Source organism: Streptomyces sp. NPDC048111, assembly GCF_043202815.1.
Taxonomy (GTDB): domain Bacteria; phylum Actinomycetota; class Actinomycetes; order Streptomycetales; family Streptomycetaceae; genus Streptomyces.
In genome coordinates, this window is record NZ_JBIDBD010000038.1 from 1 (window position 1) to 24,916 (window position 24,916).

The window sequence follows — 24,916 nt, forward strand, 5'->3', positions numbered from 1 at the left end:
GTTCAGGCGCGAAAGGGGGGTTCGGGGGCGCAGCCCCTGAGCAGGGGTGCAGGGGGCGGAGCCCCCGCCGGGGTTCGAGGGGCGGAGCCCCTCAGGGGGTCTGGGGCAAAGCCCCAGGGGCCGGGGCTATCCAACCCCTGTCACGGGCGGGCGGGTGGGCAAACCCCTCGGGGTCTGGGGCGGAGCCCCAGCACCCCCCGGCCCCGGGGTATGGCGGGCAGAGGGTTGGCTGACGTACCGTCAGATTCCCGCTCCGGCAAGGAGGTTACTCATGCCCCCACCCCGCCCCATCCCCCTGGACGAATACCCCATCCACCAATCCCCCCTCTCCATGGCCCACGTAGCGACGGGCGACCGCAACGCCTACGACCGCTGCATCTTCCACGCCTTCGACCACCAGGGCCGCGCCCTGCTCATCGCCGGCCTCGGGGTCTACCCCAACGCGGGGGTGATCGACGCGTACGCCACCCTCTGCGTCGGCGACCGCCTGCACGCCGTCCGCGCCTCCAACGCCCTCGGCGACGACCGTATGAACCTCGCCGTCGGCCCCTTCAGGATCACCGTCGACACCCCGTTGCGCCGCCTCTCGCTCCACTGCGCTCCCGATCCGGCGGACCCGGGCGCACTCTCGTACGACATCGTCTGGAACGCCGACTTCCCGGCCCTGTGGGAGCCCCACCACGTCCAGCGCAGGGGCGACCGCCTCACCCTCGAAGGGCGCCGGTTCGTACAGGCCGGACACTGCACCGGGGTGATCCGGGCCGCCGGCGAGGAGATACCCGTCACGGCGGGGGAGTGGACCGGGACGCGCGACCGCAGCTGGGGCGTACGGCCGATCCCGGGCGAGGAGGCCGGGCGCGGTGACGAGTACCGGCCCGAGGGCTTCCACTGGCTGTGGGTGCCTGCCCGGTTCGACGACCGCTTCGTGATGGTCATCGCCCAGGAGGACGCCGACGGCTACCGCACCCTGAACGAGGCCGCGCTGGTCCGCGAGGGCCACCCGGACGCCCAACTCGGCTGGCCCCAGGCCGACATCACCTACCGGTCCGGCACCCGTCACCCCGAGCGCGCCGTGATCCACCTCACCGACCAGTCCCGCAAGCCGCTCGAACTCGGCGTCGAGATCCTCGCCTCCTCGCCCCTCGCGGTCGGAGCGGGCTACCCGCCGGCCGACGACTGGCAGCACGGCACCTGGCAGGGCCGCGACTGGACCGACCGCCGGGTGTACGACCTCTCCGACCCGGCCGCCCACCCCATGGCCGCGTACGGCGTCACCGACCACGCGGCCCGCTTCACCCTCGACGGGCAGACCGGCTACGGCATCTTCGAGCACGGCAGCTTCGGACGCCACGACCCCAGCGGCTTCACCGACTACACCTCCGTCGCCCCCTGACCCCGCCGCCCACTCCCGCTTTCCACCCCCTGCCCCGATCCGCCACCGCCCCGACCGGATCCGCCACCCCCGCCGGCCCGATCCACCACCACCCCGGCCCGGGCCCGGTCCCGCCCCGCATCCGGTCCCGCGCGCCAACCCGGCCCCGCCGGCCCCCGCCGCCCCCAGCCCCGCGACCCCGTGAAGGAGCACCCCCTTGGCCACCGCGCCACGCCCCCGCACCTCCACCCGTGACCCCGAGGACGTCGGCCGCCGCCTCACCGCCTGGCTCGGCACCCGGCTGCCCGGCGCCCGGGTGCGGGACATCCGGGTGCCGTCCTCCAACGGCATGTCCAGCGAAACGCTGCTGTTCGACATCGAGCGGCCCGGCAGTCCGCCCCGGGGCTGCGCGCTGCGGCTCGCCGCGGATCCCGCCGCGTACACCGTCTTCCCGGTGTACGACATGGGCCGCCAGCACCGCGTCATGCGCCTGGTGGCCGAGCACACCGACGTGCCCGTACCCCGGGTGCGCTGGCTGGAGGAGGACCCCGCGCCGCTCGGCGCGCCGTTCTTCGTGATGGACCGGGCCGAGGGACGCGTACCGCCCGACGTCATGCCCTATACGTACGAGGGCAATTGGCTGCACGCGGCCACCGACGGCGAACGGGCCCGGCTCCAGGAGGCCACCGTCTCCGTCCTCGCCCGGCTGCACGGCCAATTCCCGCCCCGGGAAGCCGAGTTCCTGCTGCCCGACGCATCCTCGGACGCGCACCCGCACCCGGACACGCAATCCGACCCACACCTGGACCCGGACCCGCGTCGACGGGACTCCGCGCTGCGCCGGCACGTCGAGGCCCAACGGCGCTACTACGCCTGGGTCATTGACGGTGTCGCGCCCTCACCCCTCATCGAAGAGGCCTTCGACTGGCTGGACGCCCACTGGCCCGAGGACGAGGGCCCGGCCGTGCTCAACTGGGGCGACGCACGCATCGGAAACATCGTCTACGGCGACGACTTCGAGCCGGTCGCCGTGCTCGACTGGGAGATGGCGGCCTGTGGTCCCCGCGAACTCGATCTCGGCTGGACCGTCTATCTGCACCGCTTCTTCCAGGACCTGACCGTGGGCTTCGGCCAGCCGGGCCTGCCGGGCTTCCTGCGGCGCGAGGACATCGAGCGGCGCTACGCCGAACTGACCGGGCACACCCCGCGCGACATGGAGTTCCACACGCTGTACGCGGCGCTGCGGCATGCCGTGGTCATGCTGCGGATCGCCTACCGGCAGGTGCACTTCGGCGAGGTCGAGACGCCCGGGGACCCGGACGCGCTGATCCTGCACCGGGCCAGCCTCGACGCCATGGTCCGTCGTACGTACTGGAGTTGAGGCCGCACGGGCCGGACGCCCCCCGGTGGCGTCCGGCCCGCGCGGCCGAGCAGGCGTCGTCAGGCCGCGCGGCGCATCTGCGGCACGCGCATCGGGCGCGAGCCCGGTCCGCCGACGTGCGAGAACGGCTGGGTGCGCCAGTCGAGTCCCTGGGGGAGCGTCAACAGCAGCGCGGTGTCCTGCTCCTGGACTTCGAGGGACTCGTCCGCGGCCCGTGCGGCCGTCGCCGGGCGCCCGGTCCCGGCGCACACGGTCAGGACGAACGGGTTCCACGGGCTCGGGCACAGCGCGTGCTCGGGCAGCTCGTCCTCGTCGGCCAGCAGCGCGATCGGCTGGGCGCAGTCCGGGCAGATGACCCGGTACATCTCGAAGGTGTCGTACGCGTCGAGCGAGTCGTCGTCCTCGTCGATGAGGTCGGCGATATCGACGGGCTCCTGTCGGCCGTGTTCGCGTTCCGTACGTCCGGTGCGCTTGGGATTCTGCATTGGGACACTCCCCCTCGGGTGGGCCGGCATCGCGCCGTGGCCGCGACCAAAGCAAGCACTTCCCGCCAAGCCGCGGCGATAACCGCACACCCCTGGTCGAGCCCCCGGCAAACCTGTGGTGTTCGTCACATGCCGCCCGCAGGTGCCCTTTCGGGCTCCGTCCGGCTGTGCCGGAAGGGCTCGGGGCCATAGGTTGATCGCCATGGAGGAGCTGGACCGTCAGATCGTGGATCTGCTCGTCAAGGACGGGCGGATGAGCTACACCGACCTGGGCAAGGCCACGGGCCTGTCCACCTCGGCGGTGCACCAGCGGGTGCGCCGCCTGGAGCAGCGGGGGGTCATCCGCGGGTACGCCGCCGTCGTGGACCCCGAGGCGGTGGGCCTGCCGCTGACCGCGTTCATCTCGGTCAAACCCTTCGACCCCAGCGCCCCCGACGACATCGCCGAGCGCCTGGCGGGCGTGCCCGAGCTGGAGGCGTGCCACAGCGTGGCCGGGGACGAGAACTACATCCTCAAGGTGCGCGTGGCGACCCCGCTGGAGCTGGAGCACCTGCTGACCCGGATCCGTACCCTGGCCGGCGTCTCGACCCGCACCACCGTGGTCCTGTCCACCCCGTACGAGGCACGGCCGCCGCATATCTAGGCTGTCCTCCATGAGTTCCGCGAGTTCCACGACCGAAGAGACCGCCCACCGCACCGTCCTGCTGCGCGGCGGCGACGTGCACAGCCCCGCCGACCCCTTCGCCACCGCGATGGTCGTCGAACGTGGCCACGTCGCCTGGGTCGGCTCGGAGGGCGCCGCGGACGCCTTCGCCGCCGGGGTGGACGAGGTCGTCGACCTCGAAGGCGCCCTCGTCACTCCCGCGTTCACCGACGCACATGTGCACACCACCGCCACCGGTCTCGCGCTGACCGGCCTCGACCTGTCCTCGGCCCGCACCCTGGCCGACGCCCTGGAGGCCGTGCGCGCCCACGCCGCCGCCCGGCCCCACGACAAGGTGCTGCTCGGCAACGGCTGGGACGCGGCGCGCTGGCCCGAGCGCCGCGCCCCCTCGCGCGCCGAGCTCGACGCGGCCACTGGGGGCCGGCCGCTCTACCTGCCGCGCATCGACGTGCACTCCGCGGTGGTCACCACCGCCCTGCTCGACCTGGTCCCCGGCATTCGTGACCTGCCAGGATGTGGCGACGGCGAGCCGCTGACCGGCGCCGCGCACCATGCGGTGCGGGCCGCCGCGCACGGCGCGGTCACCCCGGGCCAGCGCGCCGACGCCCAGCGCGCCGCGCTGCGCAGGGCCGCCTCGCTCGGCATCGGCAGCGTCCATGAGTGCGGCGGGCCCGACATCTCGGACGAGGACGACTTCACCTCCCTGCTCGCGCTGGCCCGCGAAGAGGCCGGGCCCCGGGTTTTCGGCTACTGGGCCGAGCGGGTCGCGGGCGCCAAGGACGCCGATCGCATCCGCGAACTCGGCGCGGTCGGCGCGGCCGGTGACCTCTTCGTGGACGGCTCCCTCGGCTCGCACACCGCGTGCCTGCACGCCCCGTACGCCGATGCCCCGGGCTCCACCGGCACCGCGCACCTCGACGCCGCCGACGTGGCCGCCCATGTGGCCGCCTGCACCGAGGCCGGCCTCCAGGCCGGCTTCCACGCCATCGGGGACGGCGCGCTGAGCGCCGTCGTGGAGGGCGTACGGGCCGCCGCCGAGCGGGTCGGCCTCGCCCGCGTGCGCGCCGCCCGGCACCGCGTCGAGCACGCCGAGATGCTCACCCCGGCCACCATCGCCGCCTTCGCCGAGTTCGGCCTCACCGCCTCGGTGCAGCCCGCCTTCGACGCGCTGTGGGGCGGCGAGGAGGGCATGTACGCCGAACGGCTCGGCGTGGAGCGGGCCCGCACCCTCAACCCGTACGCGGCCCTGCTGCGGGCCGGGGTGCCGCTGGCGTTCGGCTCCGACGCGCCGGTGACCCCGCTCGACCCCTGGGGGACCGTCCGCGCGGCCGCCTTCCACCGCACGCTCGACCACCGCGTCTCGGTGCGCGCCGCCTTCACCGCCCACACCCGGGGCGGCTGGCGGGCGCTGGGCCGGGACGACGCGGGCGTCCTGGTGCCGGGAGCCCCGGCCGACTACGCGGTCTGGCGGGCCGAGGAACTCGTCGTCCAGGCCCCCGACGACCGGGTGGCCCGCTGGTCCACGGACCCCCGCTCGGGCACCCCGGGCCTGCCCGACCTCAGCCCGGGCGCGGACCTGCCGGTCTGTCTGCGCACCGTGGTGTTCGGACAAACGGTATTCGAGCGGCCGAACGAGTGACTCAAGGACATTTCGTGCCGCCGGTGGACGGCCGCCACGGCATCGCCACGACCTGCGGATCTTCGCCACTGACCTGGTGATTTGAAGAAACGTCGCAGCTCAATCGGCTGTTGACAGAACGCGGCAAGGGGCCGGTAGGTTCGGCCGGGTCCACCACAGGACCGTCCGACCGGTGAAACCTCCACGCAGTCGTCGAACGCCGCTGGGTCATGGGGTGGTGTGCCGCACCGGCGCACCACAACTGGCAGCCAGGTTCAGCGCCCGCGCCTCGGGGGCGAGGGAAGGTTTCAGCCGCGAAGGGGTCCCCCCTGCCCCGTGTGGGCCCGGGGGAAGGTGCGACCCGGGTGGGGCCCGGACGCTCAGTAGACAACGGCTCTCGGTCGACCCGCAGCCAGCGGGTCCCAGGTCGGCCCGAAGGGCGCCGGGCCCCCGTACCGACACGTTCGCGACATCCGGCATTCCGGCGCATCCCGGCCGCCATCCGGGCGCATCCGGCACCACGCACCCTCGCGGTACGGCCTGATCTCCAGCGCTCGCTATGGTGGTCCTCTGCGTACGGACAATAAGGGGCAGCAGTGAACGACGGCGGTCAGAGGCGGTACGGCCCGCTGGGCAGAGCCTTGGTGATCATCCCGACCTACAACGAGGCGGAGAACATCAAGCCGATCGTCGCCCGCGTCAGAGCGGCGGTCCCGGAGGCCCACATTCTGGTCGCCGACGACAACAGCCCCGACGGCACGGGCAAGTTCGCGGACGAGATCGCGGCCGATGACGACCAGGTGCACGTGCTGCACCGCAAGGGCAAGGAAGGCCTGGGCGCCGCCTATCTGGCCGGTTTCCGCTGGGGCATCGAGCACGACTACGGCGTCCTCGTCGAAATGGACGCCGACGGCTCCCACCAGCCCGAGGAACTGCCCCGGCTGCTCACCGCCCTCAAGGGCGCCGACCTGGTGCTCGGCTCGCGCTGGGTGCCCGGCGGCCGGATCGTGAACTGGCCCAAGTACCGCGAGTTCATCTCACGCGGCGGCTCCACCTACTCCCGGCTGCTCCTCGGCGTCCCGATCCGCGACGTCACCGGCGGCTTCCGCGCCTTCCGGCGCGAGACCCTCGAAGGCCTCGGTCTCGACGAGGTCGCCTCGGCCGGTTACTGCTTCCAGGTCGACCTGGCCCGGCGCGCGGTCGGCGCGGGCTTCCACGTGGTCGAGGTGCCCATCACCTTCGTCGAGCGCGAACGCGGCGACTCCAAGATGAGCAACGACATCCTGGTCGAGGCGCTCTGGCGGGTCACCGCCTGGGGCGTCGGCTCCCGCGCCAACAAGCTCCTGGGCCGCAAGCCCTCCTGAGGCCGGGGAGTCCCGGGCGGCCCAAGACGTCCCTGATCTCCTCGTTCACGCCCTTTACGCCGTCCGGATCGGCTCCCAGGCACACTGGGAGCATGACGACCGGCACTCCGCCCCCGACCGCCCCCAAGCGCTCGCGCGCCCGCACCTTCGTCCCGCTCGGGATCGCCGCCTGGCTGGTCCTGGAGATCTGGCTGCTCACCGTGGTGGCGAGGGCCACCAGCGGGCTCCTGGTCCTGCTGTTGCTCGTGGGCGGTCTGCTGCTCGGCGGTTACGTCATCAAGCGGGCCGGGCGCCGCGCGTTCCGCAACCTCACCGAGGCGTTCAAGGAGCAGCAGTCCGGAGCCGGGGCTTCCGCGGCCCCCGCCGGCCGCATCGCGAGCGAGGGCAATGCCCTGACCATGCTCGGCGGCCTGCTCCTGATCATCCCCGGGTTCCTCTCGGACGCCCTGGGGCTGCTCTGTCTGGTCCCGCCGGTCCGCAAGGCGGTGAGCCGTCTGGCCGGGCGCTCGCTCGACAAGCGGATGCGCGCGGCCGGCGCCGGCACCTTCGGTGACGCCTTCCAGCAGGCCCGCATCCACTACCCGGACGGCAAGGTCGTGCCGGGCGAGGTCGTCCGCGAGGACGCCACGTCCCCGTACACGCCGCACGAAGACCGGGGCCGGCCCCCGCTGACGCCCTGAACGACGCCGGGGGGGGGGGGGGGGCCCCCCCCCCCCCCCCCCCCCCCCCCCCCCCGGCCCCGCCCCCCCCCCCCCCCCCCCCCCCCCGGGACAGCACGCACAGGCGCCGGGAAGAGGCCGAGGGCCGGTCACGCCGGCAAAAGCCGAGGGCCGGTCACACCAGATGGTGTGACCGGCCCTCGGCTCTTGTGCGCTGGTCGCCGAACTGCGCGATCAGGCGGACTTGCGGCTGTCGCGCGGATGCACGGCAATGTTCATGGTGCCGGAACGAAGGACCTCCAGCCTTTCGGCCAGAACCTCCTCCAGCTCCTCGCGGGTGCGCCGCTCCATGAGCATGTCCCAGTGCGTACGCGCGGGCTTGCCCTTCTTCTCTTCAGGTCCGTCGCCGTCCACCAGGAGTGCGGGGGCCCCGCAGACCTTGCACTCCCACTCCGGCGGGATCTCCGCCTCCACCGAGAAGGGCATCTCAAAGCGATGTCCCTTCTCGCATGCGTACTCCACGGCCTGGCGCGGGGCCAGATCGATGCCGCGGTCGGTCTCGTAGCTGGTCACCACGAGGCGCGTGCCGCGAAGAGCTCGCTCACTCATGAATCGTGCCTCCCGGGCTTGTCGCCCACAGGACAGGTGTCACTGTCGTCGTCATCCGGTCAACGTCCGGTCGGCGGTAAAGATTCCCGTTCTGGGTCATGCGTCGCCGTCGTGCCGCCCCTTGTTGTACCCACCAGTGACCGGTTTGTCACATCTGACAGCAGATGTCACCCAGCGTCTTGTCCACTTGGACACGCAGTAACGGTCCGCCTGGCAGGCCAAAGGCGTACACTACCGGCCTTTCACTTCGACGTCTAAATCCGCGCCGGAACAGGGTTCCCCGCGGCCGCCACGGCGGCCCGCACCGGCACCCGGGCGAGCAGCACGAAACCGACCGCGAAGAAGACCACCAGCGAGATGATGGCATCCCGATAGCTCCCGGTCAGCTGATACGCGAGACCGAACACCAATGGCCCCAGCCAGCTCAGCCCGCGGTCGCTCATCTCGTAGGCCGAGAAGTACTCGGCCTCCTTGCCGCTCGGCACCATGTGGGAGAACAGCGACCTCGACAGGGCCTGGCTGCCGCCGAGCACCGTGCCGATCGCCCCCGCGAGCACGAAGAAGAGCACGGGCTGGCGGGCGGGCAGGAAGAAACCGACGCCGAGGATCACGGCCCACACCGCGAGCGAGCCGAGGATGGTCCGCTTCGCGCCGTGCGTCCGGGCCAGGCGTCCCATGCCGAGCGCGCCCGCCACCGCGAGGACCTGCACCAGGAGCACCGCCACGATCAGCGTGTTCTGGTCGAGGCCGAGCTCCTCGGACCCGTAGATCGAGGCCTGGGAGATCACCGTCTGCACGCCGTCGTTGTAGATGAGGTACGCGAGCAGGAAGGCGAGGGTCAGCGGGCGGGAACGCATGTCCCGCAGGGTCGACACCAGCTGGCGCCAGCCCGCGCCGACCTTTCCGTCGGACGCCGTCGCGGCGGCCACGCCCCGGTCGCGCAGCCTGCGCAGCGGCACCAGCGTGAACGCGCCCCACCACACCCCGGCCGAGGCCAGACAGATCCGTACCGCGCTCGACTCGGACAGACCGAAGCCCTCGTGCCCCGAGTAGAGGATCAGATTGAGGACCAGGACGCCCGCGCCCGAGGTGTAACCGAAGGCCCAGCCGCGCGAGGAGACGTGGTCGCGCTCCTCGGGCCCGGCGATCTGCGGCAGATAGGCGTTGTAGAGGACCATCGAGACCGAGAGCGAGGCGTTCGCGACGATCAGGAGCAGCGCGCCCAGCAGATAGCGGTGCCCGTCCAGGAAGAACATCCCGACCGTGGCCGCCGCGCCCGTGTAGGCGGCCGCCGCGAGCAGCGGCTTCTTGCGGCCGGAGCGGTCGGCCGCCGCGCCGACGATCGGCATCAGGACCACCGCGAAAATCACCGACGCCGACACGGCGTACGCGAAGAGCGAGCCCGCGCGCACCGGGACGCCCAGCGGATGCACGAAGCCGTCCGCATCGGCCGCCGACTTGGCGATCGAGGTCAGGTAGGGCCCGAGGAACACCGTCAGGACGCTGGTCGAATACACCGAGCAGGCGAAGTCGTAGAAGTACCATCCCCGTTGCTCCCGCTTGCGCTCCGCCGCGTCCTCGGCCGGCCGCCGTGCCCGGTCCATCGTCTCAGCGCTCATCCCGCGCCCCCTCGCTCGTGCCGTACGCGAGCGGTGGCTGCCGGGGTGTCAGTGCCAGACTCCCCGGTCGGTCAGTACCGTGCGCAGTGTCTCCAGATGATCGGTCATGATGCCATCCACGCCAAGGTCGAGCAGCGCCCTCATCCGGGCCGGATCGTTGACCGTCCAGACGTGGACCTGCAGGCCGAGGGCGTGCGCGGTGCGCACGAAGCGCCGGTCCACGACCCGTACGCCGTTCTGGCTCTCGGGCACCTGGGCGCTGACGGCGCCGGTGCGCAGCGGGGCCGGGATCCCGTACGCGCGCAGCCGCAGGGCGGCGACGCCCCGCACCCCGTACGAGGTGGCCAGGCGGGGGCCCGCGAGCCGGTGGGCGCGGGCGACCCGGGCCTCCGAGAACGAGCCCACGCAGACCCGGTCCCACGCGCCGGTGCGCCGGATCAGGTCGATGAGCGGGACCAGTGCGGACTCGGCCTTGAGGTCGACGTTCCAGCGGGCGTCGGGAAAGGCGTCGAGGAGCTCCTCGAACAGCGCGAGCGGCTCGCGCCCGGCCACCCGCGCCCGTCCGACCTCGGCCCAGGGCAGCTCGGCGATCCGTCCCCGGGCGTCCGTGACGCGGTCCAGCGTCGTGTCGTGGAAGGCGACCAGGCGTCCGTCGGCCGTGGTGTGCACATCGGTCTCGAAGTACCGGTAGCCGGCCGCCGCCGCGCGCTCGAAGGCGGCCGCGGTGTTCTCGATGCCGTCGGCCGCTCCGCCGCGGTGGGCGAACGGGATCGGGGCGGGGTGGTCCAGATAGGGGTGGCGTACGTGAGTCACCCGGGCAGTATCGCCCGGGCCGGGGGCGGCTGCGGCGCGGAGGTGTCCGGCGCGGGCGCCGGGGAGGTGGCCGTCGTCGCCGGGGCATCGCCGGCGTCGCCGGCCGGTGCGGGTGCCGCGCCGGGGATCGCGAAGAGGCGCAGGAACAGCTGCGCGAGCGGCCCGATCGCCAGCGCGTACAGCACCGTGCCGATTCCGAGCGTCCCGCCGAGCAGGAACCCGCTGCCCACCACGACCACTTCGAGCAGGGTGCGGACCAGGCGGATCGAGCGGCCCGTCACCCGGTGCAGACCCGTCATCAGACCGTCGCGCGGGCCGGGGCCGAAGCGGGCCGAGATGTAGAGCCCGGTGGCGGCGCCGTTGCAGACGATCGCCGCGAGGGTCAGCGGAACCTGGGCGAGCGGGCCGTGCACATCGGGGACCACGGCGAGCGTGCCGTCCATGAAGACGCCGATCGCGAAGACGTTGGAGACGGTGCCGAGCCCCGGCCGCTGGCGCAGCGGGATCCACAGCAGCAGGACCGCCGCCCCCACGATGATGGACACCACGCCGATGGACAGCCCCGTGCGAACGGCCAGCCCCTGGTGCAGGACGCCCCAGGGTTCGAGGCCCAGGCCGGCCCGCACCAGCAGACCGGAGCTGATTCCGTACAGGGCGAGCCCGGCGTAGAGCTGAACCAGCCGCCGAGTGAGGTGGGTGGACAAGACGAGGCCCCCTGGGTGGTCGTAGTGGACTGGCCCATGTCACTCTGTGGCAGGGGAATGGACTTTCCCCAGGGCCAATTCGGGGAAGGTGGACTGATTTCGATGGCTCAGTGGACTTCGGCGATCGGGCCGGCCCAGCTCGCCCGCCAGCTCAAGGCGCAGCAGCCCCGTCCGATCGGCGCGGGGCTGCGCAAACCGCCCGCCTACCGGGCCCTGGCGGACGGGATCCGGCTGCTCGTCCTGGAGGGCCGGGTGCCGGCCGCCGCCCGGCTGCCCGCCGAACGCGAACTGGCCGTCGCCCTGTCGGTGAGCCGCACCACGGTCGCCGCGGCCTACGAGGCGCTGCGCGGCGAGGGCTTCCTGGAGTCCCGGCGCGGCGCCGGCAGCTGGACGGCCGTGCCCGCGGGCCATCCGCTGCCCGGCCGCGGCCTGGAACCGCTCCCGCCCGAGTCGCTCGGCTCGATGATCGACCTGGGCTGCGCGGCGCTGCCCGCCCCCGAACCCTGGCTCACCCGGGGCGTCCAGGGCGCGCTCGAAGAGCTTCCGCCGTACGCCCACACCCACGGCGACTATCCGGCGGGCCTGCCCGCCCTGCGCCAGACGCTGGCCGACCGCTACACCGCGCGCGGCATCCCGACGATGCCCGAACAGATCATGGTGACGACCGGCGCGATGGGCGCCATGGACGCCATCTGCCACCTGTTCGCCGGACGCGGTGAGCGCATCGCGGTCGAGTCGCCCTCCTACGCCAACATCCTCCAGCTCATGCGCGAGGCGGGCGCCCGGCTCGTACCGATCGCGATGGCCGAGGGCCTCACCGGCTGGGACCTGCCGCGCTGGCGCCAGGTGCTGCGGGACGCGGCCCCCCGGCTCGCCTATGTCGTCGCCGACTTCCACAACCCCACGGGCGCCCTGGCCGACGAGGACCAGCGGCGCCAGCTGGTGGACGCGGCCCGCTCGGCCGGCACCGTGCTCGTCGTCGACGAGACCATGAGCGAGCTGTGGCTGGACGAGGACCTCGCGATGCCGCGCCCCGTCTGCGCCTTCGACCCCGCCGGGGCCACGGTGCTCACGGTCGGTTCGGCGAGCAAGGCGTTCTGGGCGGGCATGCGCATCGGCTGGGTGCGCGCCGCGCCCGACGTCATCCGCTCGCTCGTCGCGGCCCGTGCCTACGCGGACCTGGGCACCCCGGTGCTTGAGCAGCTCGCCGTCAACTGGCTTATGGGGTCGGGTGGTTGGGAGCAGGCCGTCGAGCTGCGCCGCGCTCAGGGGCGGGACAACCGGGACGCTCTGGTCGCCGCGGTGCGCAGGGAGCTTCCCGACTGGGAGTTCCACGTGCCGCGCGGCGGGCTCACCCTGTGGGTCCGCACCGGGGGGCTCTCGGGTTCGCGTCTCGCGGAGGTGGGGGAGCGGGTGGGGGTGCGGGTGCCGTCCGGACCGCGCTTCGGAGTGGACGGCGCCTTCGAGGGCTATGTGCGGCTGCCGTTCACGGTGGGCGGTCCGGTCGCGCAGGAGGCGGCCACGCGTCTCGCCGCCGCGGCCCGGCTCGTGGAGACGGGCGGCGGCTCGGGGAGCGCGGAGCCGCCGCGCACGTTCGTGGCCTGAGGCGCCGGGGCCGGCGAGGGGACGCCGCCGCCTGGGCGGGCCGTCCCTACCCCTCGGCCGGAACGGCCTCCACCGGACTTGCCTGTGCGGGGGGCGCATCGGGGACGGCGTCCACCGGGGTCCCCTGCGCGGGAGTCGCGTCGGCCGGGACAGCCTCCACCGGATGCTCCCGCGGCGGGAGCAGGTCGAGGACCGCACGGCGGTGCGCCTCGCTGGTGGCGTCGTCGTACGGATCGGGCGTCGCCGGCACCTGGAGGCGCAGGACCGGGCCCGCCCCGAGGCGGGCGTAGCCGCGGCCCGGCGGGACCTCGGGGGTGGGGGTGGTGTGCGGCGGGACGCCGAGCACCGACGCGACCTGGCCGAGCGAGGCGGGGCCGAGGACCACCCGGGCCCGGCTGTGCGACCGCACGGGCTCGGACAGGTACTCCAGGCCGTCGAACTGCTCGGCCACCACCACCGTGACCCCGGCCGCCCGGCCGTGCCGCAGCGGGACCTGGAGCAGGTGCTGCGGATCGGGGTGGCCGTCGGCGGCGGCCAGGTCGGCGAGCACGCCGGGCCGGTCGAGCAGGATCCACAGCGGGCGCCTGACGTCCTCGGGGACGGGGTGGCCCGCCTGGCGGGCGCGGTTGGCCGTGATGAGGCGGCGCTCCGTCTCGTGCGCGGCCCACTCCAGGGTGGCCAGCGCCCCGGCCAGGCCGCACTCGACGGCCAGGACGCCCGTGCGGCCCGCCAGACAGGCGTACTCACCGGTCCCGCCGCCCTCGATGATCAGCAGGTCGCCGTCCTTGAGGGCCTGGAGGGCGATGGAGCGCAGCAGGGTGGTGGTGCCGGCGCCGGGACGGCCGACGACGAGCAGGTGCGGTTCGGTGGAGCGCGGCCCGGTCCGCCAGATGACGGGCGGCGCGTCGCGGTTCTCGTCGCCCGCGGTCACCGGCACGGTCCGCTGCACGGCGTCGGCGTCGGTGAAACCCAGCACAATCTCGCCCGGGGACGTCACGAAGTGCTGGGCGGCGATGGAGGTGGGCAGCGCGTCCAGGACGCTCATGCGGAGCTGGTTGCCCTCCTCGTCCCACGCGAAGTGGTACTCGCGGCCCCGCCCCGACTTGGCGTGCAGGAGCTGCTCGATGCGGGCGCGGGCGTCGGCCTCGCCGTCGGTGAAGTACGCCGGGTAGCGCACCGTGAGCCGGCTCGGGCGGCCGCTCCCGTCGAACGCGTAGTCACTGAAGGCCTTGTCCCACTCGCCGCCGTGGGCGAACAGCGGAGCCGGGTCCTCCGGCACCGAGAAGTACGGCACGAGCGCCTCGTAGAGGGCTTGGAGGCGGGCGAGCTCCGCCTCGTCCGGCCCGGTCCTGACGACCGGCTTCTCCCGGCCCTTCCAGGCGGCCGCGCCCATCACCGTGACGAGGGCGAGGAGCGGCCCGTACGGGATGAGCGCGACGACCAGGACCACGGCCGCCGTCAGGAACAGCGCGGGACTGCGCCGCTCCTTGGGGGTGGCGGCCCATTTGCCGCGCAGGGCGGCGGTGATCAGCCGCAGGCCGCGGCTGATCGTGATGAGCGGATGGAGAACGTCGGTGGCGCTGTCGGCGGCCGTGCGCGCGATCTCGCGGCTGCGAACGATGGATGCGCTGCTGCTGCTCAGAATGCGGGGGAGCGGTCGCCGGGCCACGTCGTTCTCCTGGAGTTGTGTCCGCAGTGGGGTCTGCCGGAGCGCCCGCCGGGACCGGCGGGGCCGCGGGAGGTCAGAACTTGATCCCGCCCAGCAGGCTGGCGAGGCTCGCGCCTCCGGCGGTGATGCTCGGGGCGATGGCGGTGCCCGCGAGGTAGAAGCCGAAGAGCGCGCACACCAGCGCGTGCGATGCCTTGAGTCCGTCTTTCTTGAAGAAGAGGAAGCAGATGATTCCGAGCAGCACCACGCCTGAGATGGACAGGATCATTTGAGGTCTCCTGGTTGATGGGGACGGTCACCATGAGTTCTTCCAGGCTCACAGGAAGTATCTATGCGATAAAAGGTGCAAATGGGTGAAACTGCGCCTTTTTCACTGGAGTGGCGGATATGAAAAGCCGACCGGAGCGGCACACTGTGCCGCCGCCGGACCGTCAAACCGTCACGCGCGGTGATCTTTGCCCCGGACGGGCCGCCCCTGGTGGTCCGGTGGGCAGTACCCTGTCGATTCACTCGTACGGCGCTGTCGCCGTGCGGGTTTGTTCCGTTGCCCCTAAGGAGTTGTCGATGAGCGAGGAACTCGATCCCGAGGTGGTCGAGCTGGCGGCCAAGATCTTCGAGCTGGCCCGTCACGGGGACGCCGAGGCGCTCGCCACCTACGTCGACGCCGGGGTGCCCGCGAACCTCACCAACGACCGCGGCGACTCCCTCGTGATGCTGGCCGCCTACCACGGGCACGCCGAGGCGGTCACCGCCCTGCTGGCCCGCGGCGCCGAGGCCGACCGTGCCAACGACCGCGGCCAGACCCCGCTCGCCGGTGCCGTCTTCAAGGGCGAGGACGCCGTCGTCAAGGCCCTCCTGGCCGGCGGAGCCGATCCTTCCGCCGGGACGCCCTCCGCGGTCGACACCGCCCGCATGTTCGGCAAGACGGACCTGCTCACCCTGTTCGGGGCCAACTGAGCGTCCACCAACCGTTTACGGGGGATCCACCGAAGAGCCCGCGGAGAGGGGCGCCGTAAATGTGGTCGCAATGGCGAAATGGCTGGGTCATCATGACGTCGAACCCCTACATCGGGGGCAGGGTCCCTCCATCGGGGACCACGACGAGAGGCAGGAAGATGGTCTACACCAAGCAGAAGACGGCGGGCGACCCCTCATGTTGCTGCGCGGCCTAGGGCAAGGCACGAATCCCCGGTTGCGTCGACAGCTTGATGTGAGGCTATTTCCATGTTCGATCCAGTCATAGCGCCGAGCGGCACGCTGCTCGGTCTGCTGCAGCGGGGCCGCGGCGACGGCACCCTGCACGCGCTGGCCGCCCCGCGCGACGAGGCCCTGGCGGCCCTCAACCACTGCGTACTGAGCGACCCGCGCCAGGACTGGCAGGTCGAGAACCGTTCGCTGTACTACGCGCGCCTCTTCCTGGATCTCGACGGCGGGCTCGACCGGATCGAGCGCCACCTCTTCGGCGCCGAGGACGTCCTCGACACCGAGGACTCCAGGACCGGGCTCGCCCTCGCCGTCCTCGGCCACCTCGCCTCGTACGGCAGGGACGACGCTCTCGCGCTGCTCCGCCGCTACGCCGCGTCCGGGTCCAACTGGGCCTGGGCCCTGGACGAGCTCGGCCTGCGGGACGACGACGCGGGCCTGCGCGGCCTCGCCGCGTCCGTGCTCGGCCGCTTCCCCGCCACCACGGAGGGTGACGCCGAACTGGCCGCCACCGTGCGTGACGCCTACGAGCCCCGGCCCTGGCGGCTGTGGGCCGAGGATCCGCGCGAGGACGTGGGCGCCCGGGTGCGGGCCGCCCAGGAGGCCGGATCCTTCGACCGCTGGCAGCGCCAGATGCGGCCCTCGGGCCCCCGCCCCGGCTGGAGCGTCCAGGCCGTCTTCGACTGGGCCGACGAAGGTCTGGAGCGCGGAGCGGTCCTGCACCTGCCCGCGGCCAGGTGCCTCGGCGCCGTCGCCGGCCCCGAGGACCGGGACGCCATCATCGAGGCGGGCCGCTCCGGCACCGACGGAGCCCGCGGCGCCGCCCTGCACTACCTCGCCGAATCACGCGACGTCCGGGTGCTCGACCTGATCGAGGCGGCCGTCTCCACCGGATCGCGCACCGCCGCCGACGCCGCCGTCCACGCCTTCGAGCGGATGTGCGGCCCCGAGGCCGTCGAACGGGCCCGCGGCTGGGTCCAGCGGCCCGACGCGCTCGGTGCCTGCGCCGCCGGAGTGCTCGCCTCCCGGGGCGAGGCCCGCGACGAGAAGCTGGTGCTCGGCGCGCTCCGCGAGACCGTACGCTCCGAGGGCCCCGACGCCCCGTTGCTGCGGGCGCTCGTGGACGGGGCCGGGCGGCTCGGCATCTGCTGCGCCGCGCCCGTGCTGCGGCACGTCTACCGCGAGACGGCCTCCTCGCAGCTGCGCGGCCGCACCGCCCGTGCGCTCGCCGCGACCGACCCCTCCTTCGCCACCGGCTTCGCCGTGGAATGCCTGTGGGACTGCGAGGAGACCACGCGTGAAGTGGCCGCGCAGTATGCCGAGTTGGTGGATGCGCGGGTGGCGGATCGGTTGCGGCGGTTGGCTGCGGATCCGGCTGAGGAGGCGGAGGTGCAGAGCGCGATCCACGATCGCCTCGGCCCCGATGCCACCTCGGTGTAGCCGGGGCCCGCTGGGTGTTGCCCACCCGTGCAGGGTTCGGGGGTGCGGCCCCTGGGGCTCCGCCCCAGACCCCGGGGCGCTTGCCCACCCGCCCGCCCGTGCAGCGGGTTGAACCGGCTGAGCCCTGGGGCTGCGCCCCAGACCCCGAGGCACTTGCCCACCCGCCCGCCCGTGACGGGGGTTGGATAGCTCCGGCCCCTGGGGCTGCGCCCCAGACCCGCTGAGGGGCTCCGCCCCTCGGACCCCGGCGGGGGCTTCGCCCCCTGCACCCCCCTGTCGTGCCTGAACGGCGCTCGTCCTCAAACGCCGGACGGGCTGAGGTGTCCCGATGCGGGCCGGCACCGGTCCTGCCAGGGGCGCGGGGAACTGCGCGAGAAGCGAGCACGGTCCGCAGATGACCGGGGGTTTGAGGGGCGCGGGGAACTGCGCGAGGCAGGCTGGGCTACACGTGCTGCCCAGCACCGACCCCGCCAAGGGGCGCGGGGAACTGCGCGAGCAGCGACCACGGCCCGCAGATGGCCAGGGACATAGGGGCGCGGGGAACTGCGCAAAGGCCGTGGGGTCACCCCGCCCGCGCCCTCGGGCATCCCCCAAACCCCGGCGGAGCCAAACCCCGGCGGAGCCAACCCCCAGCAGAGTCACCCCCACTGATCCAGCACAAACCGCACCCCCACCCCAACCCCCCCCTGCCCAGCCCCCGCCAAATCCTCCTCAAGCACCACCCCGATCACCGGATACCCCCCCGTCGTCGGATGGTCGGCGAGAAACACCACGGGCTGCCCGTCCGGCGGCACCTGCACCGCCCCCAACACCATTCCCTCGCTGGGCAGTTCACCCCCCACGGCACGTGCAAGCGGCGGCCCCTCCATGCGCAGGCCGATGCGGTTGCTCGACGAGGACACCCGGTAGCGTCCGCCCGCCAGCACCGCGGGGGCGTCCGGCGTGAACCAGTCGGCGCGCGGCCCGGGGCGTACCCGGAGCACCAGTTCCGTGGGTACGCCCGGCGGCAGTGCCTGGTCCGCGTACAGAGGGGCTCCGGCCGGGCGGCCCAGCGGCAGGACCGTCCCGTCGCTAAGGGGGGCGGGGCCCAGACCGGACAGCAGGTCGGTGGAGCGGCTGCCCAGCACCGGCTCCACCGCGACCCCGCCGGCGAACGCCACGTACGACCGCACCCCGTAGGTCGCCGCCCCCACCTCGATCACGCCCCCCTCGGGCACCCGCACCGGAGCGCCCCACGCTGCTGGCCTGCCGTCGAGGCGGACCGGGCAGGGCGCGCCCGTCACCGCCACGGTGACCGCACAACGGGCGCGCAGCGCACAGCCGTTGAGGGTGGTCTCCAGGACGGCCGCGCCCGGGGCGTTGCCCACCAGGCGGTTGGCGAGCCGGGCGGCGGGCAGGTCGAGCGCGCCGGACCGCGGCACCCCGAGGTGCGCGTGCCCGTGGCGGCCCTCGTCCTGCACAGAGGTGAGTGCCCCGGCCCGCACGACCAGCAGTGTCCGTTCGCTCACCGCCCCTCCCCAGGGACGAACCGGACCGGCGTGCCGGGGGTCAGCAGCGCGGCGGGGGTGCGGTCGGGGTCCCACAGGGGTGCGTCCGTGGTGCCGATCAGTTGCCAGCCGCCGGGCGACGAGCGGGGGTAGACCCCGGTGTACGGGCCCGCCAGGGCCACCGAGCCCGCCGGCACCGCGGTGCGCGGGGTGGCCCGGCGCGGCACCGCGTACTGCTCGCCGAGCCCGGTGAGATAGGCGAATCCTGGCGCGAACCCGCAGAAGGCGACCCGGAACCGGGCCGTCGTATGGATGCGCACAGCCTCCTCCTCGGTGACCCCCCACAGCGTGGCCACGTCCGCGAGGTCGGGCCCGTCGTACCGTACGGGGATCTCCACCGTCGCCTTGTCGCCCGCCTCCAGGGGCGGGATGTGCCAGGTGGTCAACTGGGCTGCCAGGGACGGCGGATCGGCCACTCCGTCGAGCAGGACGGTACGGGCCGCGGGCACGATCTCGCGCACCGCGGGCAGGGTCCCGGCGGCGCGGCGGCGCAGCAGTTCGGCGTGCAGGGCGCCGGCCGCCGCACCGCTGTCGAGCTCGACCAGCAGGGCGTGCGCGCCGACCGGCAGGATGCGCGGGGTGTTCACGAGAAGGCCGCCACCTCGACGCCCGCGGCCTCCAGGGCCGCCCGGACCCGCCGGGCCAGGTCCACCGCGCCCGGAGTGTCCCCGTGCAGACACAACGAGCCGGCCCCGACGGCGACCCGCTCGCCCGACGCGGCCACGACCGTGCCGTCCAGGGCCATCGAGACGGCCCGCGCCACCACCGCGTCCGCGTCGCTGACCACCGCACCGTCTTCGTGGCGCGGCACCAGGGTGGCCCGCGCGGTGTAGGCGCGGTCCGCGAACGCCTCGGTGACCACGGGGAGGCCCGCCCGCTCGGCCGCCGCGAGCAGCCGCGAGCCGGGGAGGCCGAGGACCGGAAGCGCCCCGCCCGCGAGCAGCACCCCCTCGACCACGGCGGCGGCCTGCTCCTCGTCGTGCACCACCCGGTTGTAGAGCGCGCCGTGCGGTTTCACATAGCGGACTTGGCTGCCCGCGGCGCGCGCGAAGACCTCCAACGCGCCGATCTGGTAGGCGACTTCGGCCGCGAGTTCGCCGGGCGGCACGTCCATCGCGCGGCGCCCGAAGCCCGCCAGGTCGCGGTAGGAGACCTGCGCCCCGATGCGTACGCCGCGCTCGGCCGCGAGCGCGCAGACCCGGCGCATGATCGCCGGATCGCCCGCGTGGAAGCCGCAGGCCACGTTGGCGCTGGTGACGACGGACAGCAGCTGTTCGTCGTCGGTCAGGCGCCAGTGGCCGAAGCCCTCGCCGAGGTCGGCATTGAGATCGATCGACGTCGTCGCGGACCGGGTCATGGGTGGGGCGTCTCCTGTTCACGGGATGCGGCGGCTGCGGCGCGGGGCCCTGTCGTGCAGTGTGCCCCGGGCGGGCACCGGTCGCTCGGCGTGGGCCGGAAGCCCGGCGCGGCACGGGGGCGCGCCGAGCGGGGCGCGGACGGTTCGCGGGGGCTCACGCCAGTTCCTGCCCGCGCGTCTCGGGCAGGCCGAGCAGGGCCAGTACGGCGATGGCGTAACCGGCCGCGCCGAAGACCAGGGCGCCGCCCACGCCCCAGCTGTCGGCGAGGTAGCCGACGAGGGTGGGGAAGAGGGCGCCCACCGCGCGGCCCGTGTTGTAGGTGAATCCCTGGCCGGTGCCGCGCACGGCCGTCGGATACAGCTCACTGAGGAACGAGCCGAAGCCGCTGAAGATCGCCGACATGCAGAACCCGAGCGGGAACCCGAGGACGAGCAGGAGCGTGTCCGCGCCGGACGGCAGATGGGTGTAGAGCAGGATGCAGGCGGCCGAGAGCACGGCGAACAGGGCGATGTTCTTCTTGCGCCCGAGGACGTCGGTGAGGTGGCCGCCGGTCAGATAGCCGAGGAAGGCCCCCGAGATCAGGAACGTCAGATAGCCGCCGGTGCCCACGACCGTGAGGTGGCGTTCGCTCTTGAGGAACGTCGGTACCCAGGTGGCGAGCGTGTAGTAGCCGCCCTGGACGCCGGTGGACAGCAGCACCGCGAACAAGGTGGTGCGTCCCAGCGGGCCCTTGAAGATCGCGGCGAACGTCGCGGCCCCGCTGGTGGCGCCGGCCGCGGCGAGCCGCCGTTCGGTGGCCTCGGGCGCGTCCTGGACGTGACGGCGCACATAGACGAGCAGCAGCGCGGGGAGTGCGCCGGTCCAGAACACCACCCGCCAGGCGGTGTCCTCGTCCACGTACTGGAACACCAGCGTGTACACGAGCACGGCCAGCGCCCAGCCGGCCGCCCAGGCGCTCTGTACGGCCCCCAGGGTGCGGCCGCGGTGCCGGGCGGACGCGTACTCGGCGACCAGGATCGCGCCGACCGCCCACTCGCCGCCGAAGCCGAGCCCTTGCAGGGCCCGGAAGACCAGCAGGGTCTCGTAGGTGGGCGCGAAGCCGCACAGGACGGTGAAGACGGCGTACGTGCCGACGGTGATCATCAGCGCCCTGACCCGGCCGATGCGGTCGGCGACCACGCCGGCGAGCGCGCCGCCCACCGCCGAGACCACCAGGGTGACCGTGGTGAGCAGGCCGGTCCGTCCGCTGTCGAGGCCGAAGTGCGCGGAGACCGCGACCATGGTGAGGGGGAGCGTGAAGAAGTCGTAGGAGTCGAGGGCGTAGCCGCCGAACGCGCCTCCGAACGCGCGGCGCCCGTCGGGCCCGAGCGCGCGAAGCCAGCCGAACAGGCCGTTGCCGTCGGGGTGTTGACCGTGCTGCGGCTGTGCCTTGGTCGTGCTCATGTGCACCTCGCAGGAGGGACGGAGAGGGCGGACGAGAGGACTGCCGGGGCCGCGCGGAGGTCGTGCGGGCCGCGCCGGGGACCGAGCAAAGGGCGGAGAGCGGTGGGACGGCCCGATGGCGGAGCCGGGCGCGGCCGGCCCCACGCATGTCAACGTAGGGGATTGTTGAACGATCCGACAAGAGTCATGCAGAACGTTCCCTCTTCCTGGCCCGGCCGCAGTCCTTCTACGATGGCCCCAGGCGCGGCCGGAGCGACCGGTGGCCGAAGAGAGGGCGCAGTGGCGACAACGGACCGTGCACCGGGCGGACTTGCCGACGACCGGGCGCTGCTCGGCCGCACCAGCACCGCCGAGCGGGTCGCCGACATCCTGCGCACCCGGATCGCCGAAGGCTTCTTCCCGCCGGGCGACCGGCTCGCGGAGGACGCCATCGGCAAGGCGCTCGGCGTGTCCCGCAACACCCTGCGCGAGGCGTTCCGGCTGCTCACCCACGAGCGACTGCTGGTCCACGAACTGAACCGGGGCGTCTTCGTCCGGGTGCTCGCGGTCGAGGACGTGACGGACATCTACCGCGTCCGCCGGCTCGTCGAATGTGCGGTCGTCCAGGGGCTCGGCGATCCGCCGTACGCGCTGCACGGACTCGACGCGGCCGTGGCGGACGGCGAGCGCGCGGCCCGGGAGGGCGACTGGCCCGGGGTGTCCACCGCCAACATCCACTTCCACCACGCGCTCGTGGCCCTCGCCGGCAGCGCCCGCACGGACGAGCTGATGCGCGGCGTCCTGGCCGAACTGCGCCTGGCCTTCCACGTGGTGGACGACCCGCGCGGTCTCCACCAGCCCTACCTCGTGCGCAACCGGGAGATCCTGGAGGCGCTGCGCGCGGGGGAGCGGGCGAGGGCGGGGGCACTGCTCGCCGGATACCTGGACGACTCGCGCACGCGGCTCGTCGAGGCGTACGCCCGGCGGGTCGCGGACGTTCCCGCCTGACGCGCACCCGGCATCCGGGCCGCTCGCGCGCCCGGTCGCGACCGCCCGCGGGGCCGCCCCGGGCAGCGGCGGATCTGCGCCGTTTCGACCGTTGTCAGTGCGAGGACCTAATCTGTCCAGCGTGACTTCGCCTGCCTCGACGGAAACCGTTCCGCCCCAGCTCAGCGCGGCGGCGCGCCCGGCGCCGGGCCCGGCCGCCGACGAGGGGCTCGCGCGGCGGCTGCGCGCGCTGGCGTGCACCGCCCCGCTGCACGATCTGGACGTGCGCAAGGCCAACCTCGCGGGCGAGTACTCGGTGTACGCGATGGCCGAGGTGGCCCTGGCCTCCATCGACCTGGTCACCCTGAACATGGACTTCGACACGGGCGCCGACCACGAGCAGATCGTGGCGCGGCTCGTCCCGCGCGTCGCGGCCCAGGCGCCGGCGCGGCCCGCCGCCGAGCACGAGCGGGTGGCCCGCTGGGTCCTGGAGAACCTGATCAACGTGGGCAGCGTGGACCGCGGCTTCCGCGCGGTGTACGGCACGTTCAACCCCGACGGCGTCTACGTGCGCAGGGACTACGACTTCAAGCTCCTCGAAGAGGTGCCGGGATACGGCGGCGCGGTCTATCTGCGCACCACCGACGAGGCGGTCAACGTCCTGGTCGGCGCCCTCGACACGGACGTCACGAGCGCCCAGATCGCGGCCGAGGTCAAGCTGGAGGTCCTCATCAGCCGGGGCCGGCTGGCCGACGCCCAGCTCGCCGCCGAACAGGCCCGCTACCGCACGGTCCAGTACGCCGAGACGCTGCGGCGCACCCTGGAGGCCACCCGGCGCAACGTGCGCGCGGTCGACTGGCTCAACGCGGTGCCCGACATGATCGCCGAGGCGCTCGACCACGTCGCCGACCGCTACCGGCACGAGAACGCGATCCTCACCAACATCCGCAAGGCGCGGGACGAGGCGGAGGACCCCGAGCACAAGCGCCGCGCCGCCGAGCTGGTCGACATCGTCAAGGACTGCATCCGCCGGCACACCCAGCTCCAGTCCCGCCTCCTGGAGGCCGGCCCGCTCTTCCGCGCGGAACAGGACCGCCAGGCCTTCGCCCGGCCCGCGGCCCGCGCGGGCCTCGACCTCTACGGCCAGTTGGTCGCCCCGCTCCTGCCCCTCCCCGTGGCCGACGCGATCCAGGTCACCGACGCGTTCTTCACCCACGGCACCGGGCTGCGCACGCCGGTCTCGGTACGGGTCGGCGACCTGGTCGACATACTGCTGACGCCGCCCACGGAGCGGGAACACCTGGGCGCGGAGATGCCCGAGCCGGACCTCATCGCCACGCCGGACGACAGCCGTTTCAGCGAGGAGCAGCTGGCCGCGGCGATGGAACTCCTCGACCTGGAGCACGACGCACCCCGCCGCCTCTCCGGCCTGCTCGCCGACGCCCGCCGCCTCGACCCCGAACTGCCGTACCTGGTGGCCCTGTTGGCGGTCCACGCCGCGAGCCCGCCGGTCGGCACGGCGTACCGCCAGGGCGAGCAGCGCCTGCTGTTCGCCGTAGACGACGGGACGCAGCTGGACGACGAGGAGTTCGGCGGGGCGGATCTGATCGTGGGGATGGCGCTGCTGGACGCGGCGGGGATGGCTGCGGCCCGCTCGGAGGCAGCGTGAGTCCCCTGACGGGCGCCTCCCCCACCGGGGGCGCGGCACCGGGGCGCGCCGCCGGCCCCGGTTCCCTGCCGGTGCACCGCTCGCCCTCAACCGCCGGGCGGGCTGGGGGTGTTGCGGGTGGGCTCATTTCCCCACCCCGCCCCTCCCCGAAGCCCTCCGGGGATGCGGTGCCGGGTGCGCGGCGGCGTGCTGCCGGGGCGGTGTTCGTGCCTGGACGGCGGTTGTCCTCCTTCGCGGGGCGGGCTGGGGGTGTTGTGGGTGGGGTTGTTTCCCCGACCCGCCCCTTGCCGAAGCCCGCCGGGCGTGAGCGGTTGGGTTTGCTTGGGTGTGCTGCCGGGGGTGTGTTCGTGCTTGAGCGGCGTTCGTCCTCATTCGCCGGACGGGCTAGGGGTATGGGGGGTGGGGTTGTTTCCCCGACCCGCCCCTTCCCGAAGCCCGCCGGGGGTGAGCGGTTGGGTTTGCTTGGGCGTGCTGCCGAAGCTGCCTCCGTGGTTGAGCGGCGTACGCCCTCAACCGCCGGGCGGGCTGGGGGCGTTGCGGGTGGGGTCGTTTTCCGTGCCCGCCTCTTCCCGAAGCCCGGGGGTGCGGCGCCGGGTGCGCGGCGGCGTACTGCCGGGGCGGTGTTCGTGGTGGTACGGCGTTCGTTCTCGGGGGAGGTTGCCCGCCCAGTGCTGCCGGGGGCGCGGGGAACTGCGCGAGCGACCACGCACGGTCCGCACGTGACCTGC

Annotated in this window: 22 protein-coding genes; 11 read left to right on the plus strand and 11 right to left on the minus strand. The window is 73.5% G+C overall.

Annotation, left to right across the window (positions count from 1 at the left end):
- Window positions 1-271 precede the first annotated feature (271 nt).
- Entirely contained in the window at window positions 272-1,393 is a 1,122-nt protein-coding gene (locus ACGF3I_RS32225; RefSeq protein WP_393138313.1) for a hypothetical protein, read from the plus strand.
- A gap of 196 nt (window positions 1,394-1,589) precedes the next feature.
- Entirely contained in the window at window positions 1,590-2,753 is a 1,164-nt protein-coding gene (locus tag ACGF3I_RS32230) for a phosphotransferase family protein (protein WP_393138315.1), read from the plus strand.
- A gap of 59 nt (window positions 2,754-2,812) precedes the next feature.
- Here ACGF3I_RS32230 and ACGF3I_RS32235 read toward each other — a convergent pair whose 3' ends face one another.
- Complete coding sequence (locus ACGF3I_RS32235; RefSeq protein ID WP_393138317.1) at window positions 2,813-3,238, minus strand: hypothetical protein; 426 nt, start codon at window positions 3,236-3,238, stop codon at window positions 2,813-2,815.
- A 202-nt stretch (window positions 3,239-3,440) separates the two neighbouring features.
- Here ACGF3I_RS32235 and ACGF3I_RS32240 point away from each other — a divergent pair, with 202 nt between their 5' ends.
- From ACGF3I_RS32240 to fxsA, 4 genes are all read left to right on the plus strand, one after another.
- On the plus strand, window positions 3,441-3,881 hold the full coding sequence (locus tag ACGF3I_RS32240; protein WP_053724457.1) for an Lrp/AsnC family transcriptional regulator: 441 nt from the start codon (window positions 3,441-3,443) through the stop codon (window positions 3,879-3,881).
- Between the two features lie 10 nt (window positions 3,882-3,891).
- Window positions 3,892-5,541, plus strand: coding sequence for an amidohydrolase (locus tag ACGF3I_RS32245; protein ID WP_393138320.1), 1,650 nt, complete (start codon window positions 3,892-3,894; stop codon window positions 5,539-5,541).
- A 575-nt stretch (window positions 5,542-6,116) separates the two neighbouring features.
- Window positions 6,117-6,884 carry a polyprenol monophosphomannose synthase gene (locus ACGF3I_RS32250; RefSeq protein WP_393138322.1) on the plus strand — a complete coding sequence of 256 codons (768 nt, stop codon included), beginning with the start codon at window positions 6,117-6,119 and terminating at the stop codon, window positions 6,882-6,884.
- A 92-nt stretch (window positions 6,885-6,976) separates the two neighbouring features.
- A complete protein-coding gene (gene fxsA / locus ACGF3I_RS32255) occupies window positions 6,977-7,564 on the plus strand; it encodes an FxsA family membrane protein (RefSeq protein ID WP_393138324.1) in 588 nt (195 codons plus the stop codon).
- 213 nt (window positions 7,565-7,777) lie between these two features.
- On the opposite strand, the gene ACGF3I_RS32260 is transcribed toward fxsA, so the two are convergent.
- From ACGF3I_RS32260 to ACGF3I_RS32275, 4 genes are all read right to left on the minus strand, one after another.
- Entirely contained in the window at window positions 7,778-8,152 is a 375-nt protein-coding gene (locus ACGF3I_RS32260) for an RNA polymerase-binding protein RbpA (RefSeq protein WP_053724453.1), read from the minus strand.
- Between the two features lie 254 nt (window positions 8,153-8,406).
- The gene (locus tag ACGF3I_RS32265) at window positions 8,407-9,771 is read right to left on the minus strand and encodes an MFS transporter (protein WP_393138326.1); all 1,365 of its coding nucleotides are present in this window, start codon (window positions 9,769-9,771) and stop codon (window positions 8,407-8,409) included.
- A 48-nt stretch (window positions 9,772-9,819) separates the two neighbouring features.
- Complete coding sequence (locus tag ACGF3I_RS32270) at window positions 9,820-10,584, minus strand: glycerophosphodiester phosphodiesterase (protein WP_393138328.1); 765 nt, start codon at window positions 10,582-10,584, stop codon at window positions 9,820-9,822.
- Window positions 10,581-11,288: a YitT family protein gene (locus ACGF3I_RS32275; protein ID WP_393138330.1), complete on the minus strand. Its 708-nt coding sequence runs from the start codon at window positions 11,286-11,288 to the stop codon at window positions 10,581-10,583. The genes ACGF3I_RS32270 and ACGF3I_RS32275 overlap by 4 nt, the downstream gene beginning before the upstream one ends.
- Window positions 11,289-11,390: 102 nt before the next feature.
- Between ACGF3I_RS32275 and ACGF3I_RS32280 the strand changes: the two genes are divergently transcribed.
- The gene (locus ACGF3I_RS32280) at window positions 11,391-12,893 is read left to right on the plus strand and encodes a PLP-dependent aminotransferase family protein (protein ID WP_393138332.1); all 1,503 of its coding nucleotides are present in this window, start codon (window positions 11,391-11,393) and stop codon (window positions 12,891-12,893) included.
- Window positions 12,894-12,939: 46 nt separating this feature from the next.
- On the opposite strand, the gene ACGF3I_RS32285 is transcribed toward ACGF3I_RS32280, so the two are convergent.
- Together ACGF3I_RS32285 and ACGF3I_RS32290 are read right to left on the minus strand one after the other, a co-directional pair.
- A complete protein-coding gene (locus ACGF3I_RS32285) occupies window positions 12,940-14,562 on the minus strand; it encodes an ATP-binding protein (protein ID WP_393138334.1) in 1,623 nt (540 codons plus the stop codon).
- A gap of 73 nt (window positions 14,563-14,635) precedes the next feature.
- Window positions 14,636-14,830 carry a hypothetical protein gene (locus ACGF3I_RS32290; RefSeq protein ID WP_100577357.1) on the minus strand — a complete coding sequence of 65 codons (195 nt, stop codon included), beginning with the start codon at window positions 14,828-14,830 and terminating at the stop codon, window positions 14,636-14,638.
- 296 nt (window positions 14,831-15,126) lie between these two features.
- On the opposite strand from ACGF3I_RS32290, the gene ACGF3I_RS32295 reads away from it, so the two are divergent.
- On the plus strand, window positions 15,127-15,519 hold the full coding sequence (locus ACGF3I_RS32295) for an ankyrin repeat domain-containing protein (protein ID WP_393138336.1): 393 nt from the start codon (window positions 15,127-15,129) through the stop codon (window positions 15,517-15,519).
- Between the two features lie 267 nt (window positions 15,520-15,786).
- The gene (locus ACGF3I_RS32300) at window positions 15,787-17,205 is read left to right on the plus strand and encodes a HEAT repeat domain-containing protein (RefSeq protein WP_393138338.1); all 1,419 of its coding nucleotides are present in this window, start codon (window positions 15,787-15,789) and stop codon (window positions 17,203-17,205) included.
- 638 nt (window positions 17,206-17,843) lie between these two features.
- Here ACGF3I_RS32300 and ACGF3I_RS32305 read toward each other — a convergent pair.
- The 4 genes from ACGF3I_RS32305 to ACGF3I_RS32320 form a co-directional block, all read right to left on the minus strand.
- Window positions 17,844-18,713 (minus strand): biotin-dependent carboxyltransferase family protein, encoded by an 870-nt coding sequence (locus tag ACGF3I_RS32305; protein WP_393138340.1) that lies wholly within the window; start codon window positions 18,711-18,713, stop codon window positions 17,844-17,846.
- The gene (gene pxpB / locus ACGF3I_RS32310) at window positions 18,710-19,339 is read right to left on the minus strand and encodes a 5-oxoprolinase subunit PxpB (protein WP_393138342.1); all 630 of its coding nucleotides are present in this window, start codon (window positions 19,337-19,339) and stop codon (window positions 18,710-18,712) included. Before pxpB ends, ACGF3I_RS32305 begins: the two co-directional genes overlap by 4 nt.
- Window positions 19,336-20,109 (minus strand): LamB/YcsF family protein, encoded by a 774-nt coding sequence (locus tag ACGF3I_RS32315; protein ID WP_393138344.1) that lies wholly within the window; start codon window positions 20,107-20,109, stop codon window positions 19,336-19,338. The genes pxpB and ACGF3I_RS32315 overlap by 4 nt, the downstream gene beginning before the upstream one ends.
- Before the next feature lie 154 nt (window positions 20,110-20,263).
- The gene (locus tag ACGF3I_RS32320) at window positions 20,264-21,553 is read right to left on the minus strand and encodes an MFS transporter (protein ID WP_393138346.1); all 1,290 of its coding nucleotides are present in this window, start codon (window positions 21,551-21,553) and stop codon (window positions 20,264-20,266) included.
- A gap of 231 nt (window positions 21,554-21,784) precedes the next feature.
- Here ACGF3I_RS32320 and ACGF3I_RS32325 point away from each other — a divergent pair, with 231 nt between their 5' ends.
- On the plus strand, window positions 21,785-22,540 hold the full coding sequence (locus tag ACGF3I_RS32325; protein ID WP_393138348.1) for a GntR family transcriptional regulator: 756 nt from the start codon (window positions 21,785-21,787) through the stop codon (window positions 22,538-22,540).
- A 121-nt stretch (window positions 22,541-22,661) separates the two neighbouring features.
- A complete protein-coding gene (locus ACGF3I_RS32330) occupies window positions 22,662-24,188 on the plus strand; it encodes a hypothetical protein (RefSeq protein ID WP_393138349.1) in 1,527 nt (508 codons plus the stop codon).
- Window positions 24,189-24,916 lie beyond the last annotated feature (728 nt).

Excerpts from the sequence above, each read along its gene's own strand:
- ACGF3I_RS32225 (WP_393138313.1), top strand. The coding sequence starts at position 272 with ATGCCCCCACCCCGCCCCATCCCCCTGGACGAATACCCCATCCACCAA.
- ACGF3I_RS32235 (WP_393138317.1), bottom strand. The coding sequence starts at position 3,238 with ATGCAGAATCCCAAGCGCACCGGACGTACGGAACGCGAACACGGCCGA.
- ACGF3I_RS32240 (WP_053724457.1), top strand. The coding sequence starts at position 3,441 with ATGGAGGAGCTGGACCGTCAGATCGTGGATCTGCTCGTCAAGGACGGG.
- ACGF3I_RS32245 (WP_393138320.1), top strand. The coding sequence starts at position 3,892 with ATGAGTTCCGCGAGTTCCACGACCGAAGAGACCGCCCACCGCACCGTC.
- fxsA (WP_393138324.1), top strand. The coding sequence starts at position 6,977 with ATGACGACCGGCACTCCGCCCCCGACCGCCCCCAAGCGCTCGCGCGCC.
- ACGF3I_RS32260 (WP_053724453.1), bottom strand. The coding sequence starts at position 8,152 with ATGAGTGAGCGAGCTCTTCGCGGCACGCGCCTCGTGGTGACCAGCTAC.
- ACGF3I_RS32265 (WP_393138326.1), bottom strand. The coding sequence starts at position 9,771 with ATGAGCGCTGAGACGATGGACCGGGCACGGCGGCCGGCCGAGGACGCG.
- ACGF3I_RS32280 (WP_393138332.1), top strand. The coding sequence starts at position 11,391 with ATGGCTCAGTGGACTTCGGCGATCGGGCCGGCCCAGCTCGCCCGCCAG.
- ACGF3I_RS32290 (WP_100577357.1), bottom strand. The coding sequence starts at position 14,830 with ATGATCCTGTCCATCTCAGGCGTGGTGCTGCTCGGAATCATCTGCTTC.
- ACGF3I_RS32295 (WP_393138336.1), top strand. The coding sequence starts at position 15,127 with ATGAGCGAGGAACTCGATCCCGAGGTGGTCGAGCTGGCGGCCAAGATC.
- ACGF3I_RS32300 (WP_393138338.1), top strand. The coding sequence starts at position 15,787 with ATGTTCGATCCAGTCATAGCGCCGAGCGGCACGCTGCTCGGTCTGCTG.
- ACGF3I_RS32315 (WP_393138344.1), bottom strand. The coding sequence starts at position 20,109 with ATGACCCGGTCCGCGACGACGTCGATCGATCTCAATGCCGACCTCGGC.
- ACGF3I_RS32320 (WP_393138346.1), bottom strand. The coding sequence starts at position 21,553 with ATGAGCACGACCAAGGCACAGCCGCAGCACGGTCAACACCCCGACGGC.
- ACGF3I_RS32325 (WP_393138348.1), top strand. The coding sequence starts at position 21,785 with ATGGCCCCAGGCGCGGCCGGAGCGACCGGTGGCCGAAGAGAGGGCGCA.